This is a genomic window from Paraflavitalea pollutisoli, from assembly GCF_029360705.1.
GTDB classification, from domain to species: domain Bacteria; phylum Bacteroidota; class Bacteroidia; order Chitinophagales; family Chitinophagaceae; genus Paraflavitalea; species Paraflavitalea pollutisoli.
In genome coordinates, this window is the sequence record NZ_JARKMX010000008.1 from 4,227,793 (window position 1) to 4,241,780 (window position 13,988).

Below are 13,988 nucleotides of genomic sequence, written 5' to 3' on the forward strand. Positions count from 1 at the left end.
CGCCTCTTATTCGGGGCTTCTTCGGGAATTCTTCGGTATTTACCTATGAAAACACGGTCCATTCCCGAACAAGTCCCGGCGCAAACCTTTATAAGACCGTTTCAGGGTTTTAATAAAGTTCGACCAAAAGGAGGGGAAGGGCTTGCTGGCAACGTATCTTTAGCACATGCTATTCACCCGGTCAATGCTTCGTGGTCATTTCCTTCCCTGCCTCCCCGGCGGTCGGAGTGTAGGTCGGCATGGCCAGCAGGGAGCAGTGCTCCGCGTGCACCGGTACGACCAAACTGCCTCTCCCAGGGGCCATATCAACCGTCTCGGTTTACTCCAGGTTTACTTCCGGTTTACTTTCGCTTTACTCTTGGTTTACTCCAGACAGGCGATCGCCACGGGTTAGCCAGGACTTCCCTGCCCGATTACCAGCATCCAACGACTCACTCGACCACAGCGATCCAACAGGGGCCGCCCAGACCAGCTTTCAATTTTTTTTGGTAGCGGCATTGTCAGCCCCTCACCTCTCGCACACGGGCTTTTGACTAATTTAACCGCTGTACGTCAACCGCTTACCATCGTTATCCAAACCAGCCTTTCCTGTTGGGCAGCATTCTTCTTGCCCCTGAGACCGCCATTTAACAGGTTTTTCGCGAATCATATTTGCATATACAAATAAACTTCCTACCTTTGTGTGGTCAGTATGAAAGCGTCCGAAAGCAAATACAAACATTGTATGTACTTCATCGCCAATGCCCTGGGCAGAAGGATCGAAAAGTTGGCCATGGAGACCTGGAAACAGGTCGACCTGTCGCCAAGCCATGCTTACCTGCTTTTGCTGGTGATCGAAGAACCGGGCATTCAGCCTACCGGACTTAGTGAGCAATTACTCCTGACCCCTTCGACCATCACCCGGCTGATCGAAAAACTGGAAGACAAGGGGTTGGCGACCCGCAGCACAGAAGGGAAACTGACCAAAGTATACCCTACCGAAAAAGCGAAAGCTTTACTGCCTAAACTGCTGGAATGCGTGAACAGTTTTACCGAGAATTATTCCAATATTCTCGGCAAAGACGAAAGCCTCCGCATGGTCAAGAATATGGCCGCGCTGGCTGACAAACTACCTGAGTAGTTTTTTTTGCCACATTACTTGTATATACAAACATTAATAACAATATCTACTTCATTCAACAAAATCATTGCATTATGAATTACGTTATTACCGGTGGCGCTGGCCACATCTCGAAGCCGCTTGCTGAAACCCTGCTCGCCGCCGGCCACCACGTTACTGTTGTCGGTCGCAACGCCGCCAACCTGGCCGAGTTGACCGCCAAGGGCGCTAAAGCAGCTATTGGCTCTGTAGACGATGTAGCGTTCCTCAGCGAAACCTTTAAAGGAGCTGATGGTCTCTATTTGATGATTCCGCCCAATTATGGTGCTACCGACCTTAAAGCCGCTATCACCCAGGTAGGTAAGAACTATGCGGCCGCACTCAAGGCCAGCCCCGTTCAACATGTGGTATTGCTGAGTAGCATTGGCGCTCACCTGGCTGAAGGTACCGGTCCCATTGTAGGTTTACACAACACGGAAAAAGCACTGGGCGAACTTTCGAACATCAATTTCCTGTTCCTGCGTCCCGCTTTCTTCTACTACAACCTGCTTGCCCTGACAGGCCTGGTGAAGCAAGCCAACATCATCGGCAACAACTACACCGTACCCGCGGGTAAGTTCCCCATCGTAGATACGAGTGATATTGCCGCTGTGGCTGCAGATGCGCTGCTGAAGCTTTCTTTCAAAGGACATAGCGTTCAATACATCGCCAGCGACGAAGTGGGCACCGACCAGATTGCTGCCGAATTGGGCAAAGCAATCGGTAAGCCAGAGCTGCCCTGGGTGAAGTTCACGGACGAACAATCCAAAGCTGCTTTGTTACAAGCGGGCCTTGGTGAATCTGGCGCTGACAACCTGGTAGAAATGGGTGTTGCCAATGACAAGGGCCTCGCCTCTGAAGATTACTGGAAACATCAACCTACACTGGGCAAGGTGAAACTGGGCGACTTCGCGAAAGTATTCGCCACCGTCTACAACGCACAATAAGCAAAGGAACCGGGCATTGGCATTGATGAACGTATCAACCATTGGCAACTAGCGCAAGGAATTAAATTATACATGCCCGCTACTTTGTTCTATGCATAATAAAAGCCAGGTGAGCTCCTTTGCCCACCTGGCTTTTTGTTGTTTATCTTTGATACCATGAATTACGATCAATTCCACGCCAGCCTTTCTGAACCCACTCCGCCGTCAAACATCTCCGTATACCTGCAAGCCCTTTGGCATGAAGGTAAAGGGGATTGGGACGCCTCGCACGAGACAATTCAGGACGTGCCGGATAAAACGGCTTCGTGGATACATGCCTACCTGCACCGTAAAGAAGGTGACACCTTCAACGCCAACTACTGGTACAACAAGGCGGGCAAACGCATGCCCGGTTATTCGCTCGACCAGGAATGGGAGGAGATCGTCAAGGCGCTGCTTTGATCGGCCGCACACTCAGTAGCGGTTACCTTACTTTCACCACCATCGCAGGCTAATCACCGACTAAACACCACATCACAAAAGAGCGGCCGGCCCCTGCCGGTGATCCGCTCTTTCATTGGTTGTATCAAACGCTTTTATTTCTCGCGTACCTGTACCGCTATGCGCCGATCGGGTTTGCGTTGCTCATCGGAAGCGTCGGCGGGTGCCTTGGCAAATTCAGAGCCATAGCCTTCTGCCCCTACCAATTGCGCTTCTTTGGCACCGGTGGCCTTCAGGGCATTCAACACGGTTTCGGCACGGTCTTGCGATAGTTTTTTATTCACGGCTTCATCCCCTGTTTTATCGGTATACCCACCGATCTTGATCTTCAGGGTCGGATACGCGTTGAGGATGGCAGCAATATTATTGACCTGGGCTGAACTGGCTGCAGTGAGTTGCGCGCTGCCTGTTTCGAAGTTCAGGTTATCGAAATCGAACCAAACATCTTTACCACCCTGTGAGGCTGGGTCATTGAGAAATGCTACGAGCCGGTCTTCGATCCCGCCTTTATAAGCATCGAGTTCTACCCCATTGGGCAAGGCCACTTTGATGGAGGTAAGCGTAGGCGATTCTGTAGGCGCTGTGGTAGTGATCGTATCTGCCGGCAACACCTTTGCCTCCTCCGCACTCTTATTGCACCCTTTGGACAGGTAATAGATGACGCCAATGGCTATTAGCGCAATGATCAGCGGCACCAGCCACTTGTTGCCTCCCCGGGCGGCATTGTCGACCGTAGCACGGGCCGTGCTGGTTGCGCCACCAATGGTGCCTGTCAGTTTGCTACCCAGGTCGGTAAGGCTACCCAGCCCCAATGCACCCGCAAGGTTGAGCCCCGAAGGGATGGCACTGATGATGGAACTTTTTTGGTTGGCCAACAGCGAGGACAGGCCACTGACCCCGAGGTTGTTCGCACTCACCTGTTGCCCCAATGTACCCAGTGCTGCCGGTGCCGCCACACTCAGCAAGGAGGCCGCCGAAGAGTCGCGGATACCAGAAAAGCCGGATATCAGGCTGGTGATGCTGTCGAACCGGCTGCCAAATATGCTCTTGAGCCAGTCGAGTCCTTTGGTGACCAGACCGCCACTACTGGCAAAACCTCCCAGGTTGCTGAGTACACCACTCGATGCGGCATCTTTCGACAGGTTGAGAATGCTCGATATGCCATCGGTAGTGCCTGCTTTATTGAGCAGCCCCGCCAGTACGGCCGGGATCGCTCCGCTAAGCGCCTTCTGAATACTGCCTTCACTTTCGCCAAAAGAAGAAGCCATTTTGCTGGTGAGATCACTGGTGAAAAGACTTTTCACTGAGTCAACAAGATTGAATGACATGGTAAGATCATTTTTTTAATGAATAATAAAGAATGGATCGGGCAACCGCCTGGTGGGCGGACCGGAAGAGGGTCATGGCCTGGAAGCCCTGGAGGGATAATCTTTGTGTAGTTCAGTGGTAAATAACGTGCAGTAAGGCGATAGCGAAGAGTAATATAGCAAAAAGGGCCTGTGACGGCCCTTTTTGTTGAATGAAGTCTATGTTATGAGATTATTTCGCGTAACGCATCATTTGAAGGATCAGGTCGGGGTCGGGACAATTGGCCAGGTACTTGTCCCTTTCCGAATACTTACATACACCAGGGTAATCTCCTTCTTTCAGTTCCATATCGAGAATGATCTGAAAATGCAGGTGCGGCGGCCAATGGCCATTTTCAGCAGGCTCACCAAAATGAGCGATCTCCTGACCGACGGATACATATTGGCCAGCCTGTACTTTCTGAATATCTGCTAAACTAACATGTCCGTATAAGGTATAGAATGGAATGCCGTCGAGCTGGTGCAGCAGGACCAGTGTAGCCCCATAATCACCAAACAGGTCGTTGAAAGCATAGCTGTGTACCATACCTCCCATAAAGGCATAGACCGGCGTCCCGGCTGGTGCCCAGACATCGATGCCGAGGTGAAGCCGCCGGGGCTCCTCGCCCGGTTGTCCGCTGAAATGACTGCTGCGGCTGTATACCGTTCTGTTCTCATCATATCCACCAATGCCATAGCGACACCCTGCTGCCTTCACCTGGTGATCGATATAGGCGGCAAAGCGGTTCGTATCATCGATGATATCGGCAGTCAATCCCTTGTTGCGCTCCGTAAAGTCGAGGTGCAGCAATTGATCCTGAACGGGATCGAAGTCGACTACCGGCTTGAAGGTAAATTGATACTTGCGTAAAGTATTGTCGAATGGTGATGGCATACAACAGGATAAATTAGTTACGATTATAGGTCGGGAAAACGATCGTTCTGTTACAGTGGTTGCGGTTAAAGCCTTGCTTCCCCTCCTTTTCAGGCAGGCTAAGGGAGTAGTCCACCTCACCGCTTGTAATACTATTCGCGCTTTCATGCAATCCCCTCCCTTGCAAATATCCCGGATTGCTACCTTTATTTCAATTCTTTTGTCAAAACCTGCTCATTTATGAATAAATACCTCCTTGTGTTTTCGTTGCTGGTGATGGTCAAACTGGCAACGGCACAACAAAGTCCCCTTTGGCTGCGCTATCCCGCTATTTCGCCCGATGGTCAATCCATCGTTTTCAGTTATAAAGGCGATCTGTACAAGGTACCGGCAGCCGGCGGCGATGCGGTGCCGCTGACCCTGCACGAAGCCCATGATTTTATGCCGGTCTGGAGCCGCGATGGTAAAAACATTGCTTTTACCAGCGACCGCTATGGCAATTTCGATGTGTATGTGATGCCTGCCACGGGCGGAGAAGCTACCCGGCTCACCTACCACTCGGCCAATGATTACCCCTACGACTTTACGCCCGACGGCAAGAAGGTCATCTTTGGTACCAACCGCAATGATATTTATACCAGCGCCCGCTTTCCGCAGCGCGCGCTTTTCCAGAAATTATATGAAGTACCCGTCACTGGTGGCCGCTCTGTGATGTTCCTTTCCGCGGGTTCGGAATTTGCCCGTTTCAACAGCAAGGGTGACCAACTCATCTTCCAGGACCGCAAGGGTTACGAAGATCCCTGGCGCAAACACCATACCTCTGCCGTTACCCGCGATATTTGGCTGTATGATGTCAAGAAAGACGACTACCAACAAGTATCGGGTTTTGGTGGTGAAGACCGCGAGCCGCTCTTCTCAGCCGACGATCAGTCGTTCTATTACCTGAGCGAAAAGAATGGCAATAGTCAGAATATCTACAAAGCACCCGTTAAAACAAAGATCGCGGAGCAACAGGTGACGCAGTTCAAGGATCACCCGGTGCGCCACCTGTCGCGCGCCAATGACAACACATTGTGCTTTACCTACGATGGCGAGATCTATACGCTGAAGGAAGGCGGACAAGCTAAAAAGGTCGCTATCCGTATCAATACCGATGGACGCACCAATGCTGAAAAGATATTGCCCATCAATACCGGCGTTACACAAACCGTGCTCTCGCCCAACGGGAAAGAGATTGCTTTCATCGTACGTGGTGAAGTATTTGTGACTTCGGTAGAAGGTGGTATTACCAAACGCATCACCAATACCCCGCAGCAAGAACGTACGTTACAGTTTAGTCCTGATGGTCGCTCCATCATCTATGCCGCAGAACGTGGCAATAGCTGGGACGTATACCGTACCACGATCGAACGGAAAGAAGAGCCTTATTTCTATGCCTCGACGGTATTGAAGGAAGAACCGCTGATTGCTACGGAGGCGGATGAGTTTCAACCGGTGGTATCGCCCGACGGCAAAGAGATCGCCTATCTCGAGGAAAGGAATATCGTGAAGGTGTACAATATCGCGGGCAAGAAAAGCCGCACCATCGTTCCCAAGGGGATCAACTTCTCTTACTCCGATGGTGATCAGAGTTTCAAGTGGAGCCCTGATGGCAAGTGGATTGCTTTCAACTCGGCCGAAGGACGTTGGGGCACTGCAGAAGTGGCCCTGATGAAAGCCGATGGCAGTGGTGAACGCAAGAACGTCACTGAAAGCGGTTTTGCCGACGCGGGCGCCAAATGGGGTTTCAATGGCAAAGCACTGCTTTGGCTCACTGATCGCGATGGCAAGAAGCCACTGGCCTTCCAGGGCGCCCGCGAGGTGGATATCTATGCCATGTTCTTCGACCAGGAGTTGTATGACCGCTTCAAGCTCAGCAAAGACGACTATGCCCTGCTGAAGGAGAAAGAGGAGAACGACAAGAAAGAGAAGAAGGATACTGCCCTGCAGGCCGCCATTGCGAAGAAAGAAAAAGACTGGCAACCTGCATTCGAGAACCTCGACAACCGCAAGGAACGCCTCACCATCAACTCGGGCAATATCTCCGACTATATCCTGAGCAACGATGGCGAGAAACTGTATTACCTGGCACGGGTGGAGAAAGGCTACGACCTCTGGTTGACCAATACCCGTACGCGCGAAACGAAGATCCTGACCAAACTGGATGGTGGTCCGGCCGGTCTAGATATCACCAAAGATGGCAAGAGCCTGTTTGTCGTGAGCGATGGCCGCATCATGAAAGTAGATGCAGAGGCCGGCCGAGTATCGCCGGTTACGGTCAATGGTGAGATGAACCTCAATGCGGCCGGTGAGCGGGAATACATTTACGACCATGCCTGGCGGCAGGTCGTGAAGAAATTCTATGATCCCAAATTGCAGGGCACCAACTGGAACCTGTACAAGACGACCTATGCTAAGTTCCTGCCGTATATCAACAACAACTACGATTACCAGGAGTTGCTCAGTGAATTGCTGGGCGAACTGAATGCTTCCCACACCGGCGGTCGTTATTCGCCGCAGCAAGTGAATACAGATGCTACGGCCAGCCTTGGCCTGCTGTATGATGAAACCTTTACAGGACCCGGCACCAAGGTGATGGAAGTGATCGAAGGTGGTCCGTTGCTGAATGCGAAAACGAAGATCGCTACCGGTACCGTGATCGAAAAGATCGACGGCGAGACCATCACCGACAATATGGATTGGAACAAATTGCTGAACCGCAAGACTGGCAAGAATGTATTGCTGAGCCTGTACAATCCAGCTACCAAAGAACGTTGGGAAGAGACCCTGAAGCCCATTGGCCAGGGTGATGAGCAGGGACTGCTGTACAATCGTTGGGTAAAAGCCATGCGCAAGAAGGTAGATGAGCTGTCTGGCGGCAAGGTTGGTTATGTACATATTCAAGGCATGAACGATGGCAGCTACCGCACGGTATATGAAGAAGTGCTGGGTAAAAATGCGACCAAAGAAGCCCTCATCGTCGATACACGCTTTAACGGCGGCGGCTGGTTGCACGACGACCTGGTGACCTTCCTCGGGGGTAAAAAGTATATGGACTTCTCGCCACAAGGCGTTACGCCCACTTCTGGTGAACCCCGCAACAAATGGAGCAACCCTTCCTGTGTGCTGATGAGCGAAAGCAATTACTCCGATGCCTTCCTCTTCCCCTATGCGTACAAAAGTCTCAACCTGGGCAAACTGATCGGCATGCCGGTGCCTGGTACCGGTACAGCCGTATGGTGGGAGCAACAGATCGACCCCACGTTGGTATTTGGTATCCCGATGGTGGCTACCATTGGCAAGGAGAACAGGCCTACGGAAAACCTGCAACTGGAGCCGGATATCAAGCTATCCAACGATTACAAATCGATCCTGAAAGGATATGATCAGCAGTTGGAGCGTGCGGTGAAGGAAATGCTGGAGCAGATCAAACAAGCTCCGAAGAAAGGATTCTAACATAAGCGACTACCAGCAGACCAATGTTCTGCTGTTGGGTACAATAGCAAAAGGGGTGGGCCTGTACAGGTTCACCCCTTTTGCTTCTGAACGGGTGCCAATCGTTAAAAGAAACTTAAGGTGAAATAATCATATGTTGCATCCGTTCTATATTGTATCATCCAACAATAACCATTTGAAAACGATCCGGATCATTGTTTGTAGCTGGCTGATGTGCTGCCTCTTCCAGTCAGCAGCTTTTACGCAGACCATTACAGGTGCCTGGAAAGGAAAGAGCGGCGGACTGCGTACCGAACTCAAGCTGGTGAAGAAAGGCGATAGCCTGGTGGACACGGCTTATTATTATACATCGAAGAACCATTACCGGCGTTATGCGGTACGTGGTTATTTCGATGGGCAAACAAATAATGTGGTTTGGTGGGATGAGACCTTGCTGGAAGACAAGCTCACTGGCAAGGGAATCACACCGCTGCTGGCGGTGGCTGATTTCAATTGTCCCGGTGAAGACAAGATGCTGCTCGATGGCAGCAGTACTGATCGCGATCACAAAGAGATTCCTACCGGACCGGTGGCACTCGAAAAGATCACCCATCCAACTTTTACCGATGAGTGGGATTTCGTGATTGACAACTATACCGTAGGCGCTAACCATCCTGATATCATCGACAGCATTGCGCGGCTATCTTATGCCCCCACCCCGGTGGATATGGAACTGACGGCAACTTCCATTGCGATGGTGGCGCCTGACAGGCGGCCCAAACCAGCCGTGACGGTGGCTGCGCCAACACCGATTACGATAGTGCCGCCGGTAGTCGCTTCAAGAGAACCGGAGATTACTGCGCCTAAACCTGTTGGCAAACCGCTTACCCCAGAAGACAAGTTCACATCGCGTACCAATAAACTGCAGACCGTGATCCCGGTGACGGCGCCAAGGATCGAATTGCGCTTTTACGACAATGCGCAGGTGGATGGCGATTCCATTGCCCTCTTCCTCAACAAGAAACTCATCTTTAAAAATATACGACTTACCGATCAGCCCTATACTATCTTCATCGAGGCGAGCGAGCTCGACAACGACAATGAGTTGGTGATGGTGGCGGAGAACCTGGGCTCCATTCCGCCCAATACATCGTTTATGGTGGCGATTGTGGGGAAGAAAAGATATGAGGCGCGCCTGCATGCGGATGAGAACAGTAGTGCGCTGATCCGGTTGATCAAGCAAAAAGACGACGGACAATAGCGGTGAGCGGGCTTTGGCTTTACAACCAGTCTTCGAGATCAACATACTGGCCAGTGCCTACCCGAGCCGATGACGCCAGGCACAGACCAAACAGACATTAGATCAGGAATTGACAATAGACCGTTCATTGCTGAAGTGTGGCCATGAAAAAAGGCGTCTCGGGGGAGACGCCTTTACTATTGAAAATTGATCTTTTTAGATTACTACATTCACCATCTTGCCCTTCACGTAGATAACCCGCTTGTGCGGCTTGCCTTCCATCCACTTTTGGATCACATCATTCGAGAGTACGATACGCTCTACGTCTTCCTGTGGAGCATCCAGCGCAATGTTGATGGTCGTGCGCAGTTTACCATTCACCGAGATGGGGTATTCCTTGTTGCTCTCCACGAGGTATTTCGGCTCGAAGGTGGGGTATGCAGCATTAAGTACCGAACTGGTATTACCCAACAGTTGCCACAGCTCTTCCGTTACGTGCGGCGCATAAGGCGTCAACAATACGAGCAATGGCTGCAGGATATCTTTCTTGTTACATTTCAGATCCGTCAGGTCATTGAGACAGATCATAAACGTACTCACGGCCGTGTTGAAAGAGAAACGCTCTGTATCTTCTTCGATCTTCTTGATCGTTCTGTGCAGCACCTTAAATTCAGCGTCCGTGGGTTGCTCTGTATTCCATACCTGCCCTTTGACTTCATCGTAGAACAAACGCCAGAACTTTTTGATAAAACGGTGCACGCCTTCGATGCCTTTGGTATCCCAGGGTTTGTCTTGCTCCACCGGACCAAGGAACATTTCGTACATGCGGAAGGTATCGGCGCCAAATTTGGCTACGATATCATCGGGGTTTACGACATTGAAATAGCGCTTGCCCATTTTCTCGAGGCGTGAACCACAGATATACTTGCCGTCTTCCAGCACAAAAGTGGCATTGGCATATTCGGCCCTTGAGTTTGTGAATGCTTCTACATCCAGTTCCAGCCCGTCGACGATGGTAACATCTACGTGCAGCTCGTCGGTTTCATATTGATCTTTCAATCCTACGGATACAAATTCGTTGGTGCCGCGTACACGATAGATCAGGCGGGAGTCGCCACCGATCTTACCTTGGTTCACCAGTTTCTTGAACGGCTCATCAAACCCGATATGGCCCAGGTCATAGAGTGCTTTGGTCCACATACGGCTGTAAAGCAGATGCCCTACGGCATGTTCAGTACCACCGATGTACAGATCCACCTGTCCCCAGTAATCACTCACTTTGCGATCGCAGAAAGTGCCGTCATTGTGCGGGTCCATGTAACGCAGGAAGTACCAGCTGCTGCCGGCATAACCGGGCATGGTAGAACTTTCGCGTTCGCCACCGATGGGTGAAGACTTGATCCACTCCGGCAGGTTGCTCAGCGGACCTTCTCCTTCTACACCCGGCTTGATCTCTTCGAGGTCCGGCAATGCCACTGGCAATTCGCTTTCGGCCAGCGGATAGGCTACACCTTCCTTCCAGGCAATGGGGAAAGGTTCTCCCCAATAACGCTGACGGCTGAAAGCTGCGTCGCGCATCTTATAATTGACTTTGCGTACGCCAATACCGAGCTCTTCCAGCTTGTCGATGCTGACGACCATCGCTTCGCGCATCACCAGTCCGTTCAGGAAACCGGAGTTCTCGAGTATCGCATCCTTGGTCGGATTCGCCTCTTCCCCATTGTAATGGCCACCGATGATATTGGTGATGGGTATATTGAAATGACGGGCAAACTTGTGGTCACGCTCGTCGCCGCAAGGCACGGCCATGATAGCACCCGTACCATATCCTGCCAATACGTACTCAGAGATCCACACGGGAATCTCGCGACCGTCGAAGGGATTGAGCACATAGGCGCCGGTAAATACGCCGGAGATCTTTTTCTCCGCCATACGCTCGCGCTCGCTGCGGCTCTTTACATACGCGATATAGTCTTCTACCGCCTGCTTTTGATCGGGGGTAGTAATGGTTTCTATCCAGTCGTGCTCTGGCGCTATCACCATGAAGTCGACCCCAAAGATCGTATCGGGACGCGTGGTGTATACGGTCAGTTTCGCCTCGGCCGAAGTGAGCTTGCCATCGTGTGGTTTGAAGGCAAAGCTGATCTCGGCGCCATAGCTTTTGCCGATCCAGTTGCTTTGCATTTCCTTCATGGCATCACTGAACTCGATCCGCTCCAGTCCTTCGAGCAGGCGGTCGGCGTACTCGGTGATGCGGAGGTACCATTGACGCAGTTTTTTCTTCACTACCGGGAATCCACCGCGTTCGCTGACGCCGTTGATCACTTCATCGTTGGCCAGTACGGTACCCAGTGCCTCGCACCAGTTTACTTCACCATACCCGCAAAAGGCCAGGCGGTACTCCATCAGGATGTCCATTTGCTGGGCCTGGTCGAAGCCCGCCCAGAGTTGGGCGGTAAACTTAATCGACGAGTCGCCGGGACAGGGGTGGGCCGCGTTGCCTTCCTTTTCAAACACCTTTACGAGTTCGGCGATGGGCTCGGCCTTCTTCGTCTGGCGGTTGAAAAAGCTGTGAAACAGTTGCAGGAAGATCCACTGGGTCCATTTATAATAACCGGGATCGGAGGTGCGGATCTCGCGGTCCCAGTCGTAGCAGAAGCCGATATTATCAAGCTGCTGGCGGAAATTGTTGATGTTGTTGTCGGTCGATACCGCGGGGTGAATACCGTGGTCGATCGCATATTGCTCGGCGGGCAGACCAAAAGCATCATACCCCATGGGGTGCAGTACATTGAAGCCTTTGAGCCTTTTGTAGCGGGCGAAGATATCACTGGCGATATAGCCGAGCGGGTGACCCACGTGCAGGCCGGCGCCGCTGGGATAAGGAAACATATCCAGTACATAATACTTGGGCCGGTCGCTGTCATTGCTCACCTTGTAAGCGTTCGTCTCTTTCCAGGTCTGTTGCCATTTCTTCTCGATATGGCTGAATTTGTATTCCATATATATCCGTTACGATTCAGATTTTTGATGGTATTATTCTTGCACCCCAGCATCGGCGCGGGCACTCCGGGGATCGTTGAGGAAACGTTAAAAGGCGTTTACCCTCAAAATTTTTCCGGCTGTACAACCGTTAGTAGGGCGTCAAAAATACGGATTATCCGGCTTAAGCGGGATAAAACCGCTATTTTTGCCGTTATCCGTTTATTAACTAACCCATCAAAATTATTGTTTCATGGCTCAATTCGGGAAAGGATCGGCCAAGCGTTCCAAGCCTTCTTATTTTATGGCCATTTTGGGGGTAACCATCGTGCTCTTTTTTGTGGGCATCTTTGGTTGGTTGCTGCTCAATGCCCGCCAGTATACCGAGGAAATGAAGGAGGACGTGAAAGTGCAGGTGTTTCTGAAAAAGAATATTACCCCGCAGGATGTGGAGACCCTCAAAGCCTATATCGCCGCCCAGCCATATACCAAATCGTACGAATACATTGACCAGGAAGCTGCCAAACAGCGCTGGCTCAAGAGTGGCGAAAGCGACTTCAAAGAGCTGCTGGAAGAGAATCCCCTCCCCGCTTCTTTCGACGTGAACATGAACAGCGCCTACGTACACCGCGACAGCGTTACCCAGATCAAAACCGAACTGGAAAAGCAGAACCAGGTGGTAGAAAGTGTGCAATACCCCGCCTTCGTAGTCGAGAAAATGACGTCTTCTGTACGGGTGGGACTGATCGTATTCGCCATCCTGGCGGGTATTTTCTGTATTTTCTCCATCGTACTGATCGATAATACCATCCGCCTGGCGATGTACAGCAACCGCTTTATCATCAAAACCATGCAAATGGTAGGGGCTACCCGGGGCTTTATTGCCCGGCCGATGACCGTGCGGGCCATCGTGAATGGAACGGTGTCGGCGCTCATCGCCATTGCCATTATCTACGTGGTGATGATGCTGAGCGAGCATTTCCTGCCCTACCTGGCCGACCTGCGCGACAATGGCAAACTGCTCCTGTTGTTCGCCTTCCTGGTGATCCTGGGCATCAGCATTTCGCTGTTCAGCACCTACCGCAGCGTCTTAAAGTACCTGAAAATGAAGCTCGACGACCTGTATTAAGGTCCCTTAAGAAATACTTAACAGGCCGGGGCATTCAATTCCCCGGCCTTTCTGTTTCAGGAACTTAGCACAAATCCGAAACTTTCCTATATTGCAGCCTTAATACTATTGGATAATGGCCGAAAAGTTAACCACCGAAAAAAAGCAAGAGCCCACCCTGTTTAGCAAAGAAAACTACAAATGGATCGTTATCGGTCTGGTTGTGATGTTGATTGGCCTGGCAATGATGATCGGTGGCAACAGCAAAGATCCCAATGTATTTACCAATACCGAAGTGTATAGCTTCCGCCGTATTACCCTGGCTCCCATCCTGATCCTGGCCGGTCTCGGTATTGAAGTTTTTGCTATTTTCCGCAAACCCAAAGCATAAGTTGACGG

General features: G+C 51.3%; 10 protein-coding genes. 7 read left to right on the plus strand and 3 right to left on the minus strand.

Annotated elements, in window-relative coordinates; translation table 11 throughout:
* The first annotated feature begins 691 nt into the window (after nt 1–691).
* The 3 genes from P2W70_RS30395 (at nt 692) to P2W70_RS30405 (ending at nt 2,526) form a co-directional block, all read left to right on the plus strand.
* The gene (locus tag P2W70_RS30395) at nt 692–1,120 is read left to right on the plus strand and encodes a MarR family winged helix-turn-helix transcriptional regulator (RefSeq protein WP_276485349.1); all 429 of its coding nucleotides are present in this window, start codon (nt 692–694) and stop codon (nt 1,118–1,120) included.
* Nucleotides 1,121–1,194: 74 nt separating this feature from the next.
* Nucleotides 1,195–2,085: an NmrA family NAD(P)-binding protein gene (locus P2W70_RS30400; RefSeq protein WP_276485350.1), complete on the plus strand. Its 891-nt coding sequence runs from the start codon at nt 1,195–1,197 to the stop codon at nt 2,083–2,085.
* 156 nt (nt 2,086–2,241) lie between these two features.
* Nucleotides 2,242–2,526 carry a hypothetical protein gene (locus P2W70_RS30405; protein ID WP_276485351.1) on the plus strand — a complete coding sequence of 95 codons (285 nt, stop codon included), beginning with the start codon at nt 2,242–2,244 and terminating at the stop codon, nt 2,524–2,526.
* Between the two features lie 134 nt (nt 2,527–2,660).
* Here the strand turns inward: P2W70_RS30405 and P2W70_RS30410 are convergent, their stop codons facing one another.
* Complete coding sequence (locus tag P2W70_RS30410) at nt 2,661–3,893, minus strand: OmpA family protein (protein ID WP_276485352.1); 1,233 nt, start codon at nt 3,891–3,893, stop codon at nt 2,661–2,663.
* Between the two features lie 211 nt (nt 3,894–4,104).
* Nucleotides 4,105–4,806, minus strand: a complete 702-nt coding sequence (locus P2W70_RS30415; RefSeq protein WP_276485353.1) for a peptidoglycan DD-metalloendopeptidase family protein — start codon at nt 4,804–4,806, stop codon at nt 4,105–4,107.
* 219 nt (nt 4,807–5,025) lie between these two features.
* On the opposite strand from P2W70_RS30415, the gene P2W70_RS30420 reads away from it, so the two are divergent.
* Both P2W70_RS30420 and P2W70_RS30425 read left to right on the plus strand, forming a co-directional pair.
* A complete protein-coding gene (locus P2W70_RS30420; RefSeq protein ID WP_276485354.1) occupies nt 5,026–8,280 on the plus strand; it encodes a S41 family peptidase in 3,255 nt (1,084 codons plus the stop codon).
* Nucleotides 8,281–8,455: 175 nt separating this feature from the next.
* Nucleotides 8,456–9,520, plus strand: coding sequence for a hypothetical protein (locus P2W70_RS30425; protein WP_276485355.1), 1,065 nt, complete (start codon nt 8,456–8,458; stop codon nt 9,518–9,520).
* A gap of 195 nt (nt 9,521–9,715) precedes the next feature.
* Here P2W70_RS30425 and leuS read toward each other — a convergent pair whose 3' ends face one another.
* Complete coding sequence (leuS, locus tag P2W70_RS30430; RefSeq protein WP_276485356.1) at nt 9,716–12,502, minus strand: leucine--tRNA ligase; 2,787 nt, start codon at nt 12,500–12,502, stop codon at nt 9,716–9,718.
* Between the two features lie 232 nt (nt 12,503–12,734).
* Here leuS and P2W70_RS30435 point away from each other — a divergent pair, with 232 nt between their 5' ends.
* Entirely contained in the window at nt 12,735–13,610 is an 876-nt protein-coding gene (locus tag P2W70_RS30435; RefSeq protein WP_276485357.1) for a cell division protein FtsX, read from the plus strand.
* A gap of 115 nt (nt 13,611–13,725) precedes the next feature.
* Nucleotides 13,726–13,980, plus strand: coding sequence for a DUF3098 domain-containing protein (locus P2W70_RS30440; RefSeq protein ID WP_276485358.1), 255 nt, complete (start codon nt 13,726–13,728; stop codon nt 13,978–13,980).
* Nucleotides 13,981–13,988: the final 8 nt, after the last annotated feature.

Coding starts and splice junctions, on each gene's coding strand:
- P2W70_RS30415 (WP_276485353.1), bottom strand. CDS start 4,806: ATGCCATCACCATTCGACAATACTTTACGCAAGTATCAATTTACCTTC.
- P2W70_RS30435 (WP_276485357.1), top strand. CDS start 12,735: ATGGCTCAATTCGGGAAAGGATCGGCCAAGCGTTCCAAGCCTTCTTAT.
- P2W70_RS30400 (WP_276485350.1), top strand. CDS start 1,195: ATGAATTACGTTATTACCGGTGGCGCTGGCCACATCTCGAAGCCGCTT.
- P2W70_RS30440 (WP_276485358.1), top strand. CDS start 13,726: ATGGCCGAAAAGTTAACCACCGAAAAAAAGCAAGAGCCCACCCTGTTT.
- P2W70_RS30395 (WP_276485349.1), top strand. CDS start 692: ATGAAAGCGTCCGAAAGCAAATACAAACATTGTATGTACTTCATCGCC.
- P2W70_RS30410 (WP_276485352.1), bottom strand. CDS start 3,893: ATGTCATTCAATCTTGTTGACTCAGTGAAAAGTCTTTTCACCAGTGAT.
- P2W70_RS30420 (WP_276485354.1), top strand. CDS start 5,026: ATGAATAAATACCTCCTTGTGTTTTCGTTGCTGGTGATGGTCAAACTG.
- P2W70_RS30405 (WP_276485351.1), top strand. CDS start 2,242: ATGAATTACGATCAATTCCACGCCAGCCTTTCTGAACCCACTCCGCCG.
- leuS (WP_276485356.1), bottom strand. CDS start 12,502: ATGGAATACAAATTCAGCCATATCGAGAAGAAATGGCAACAGACCTGG.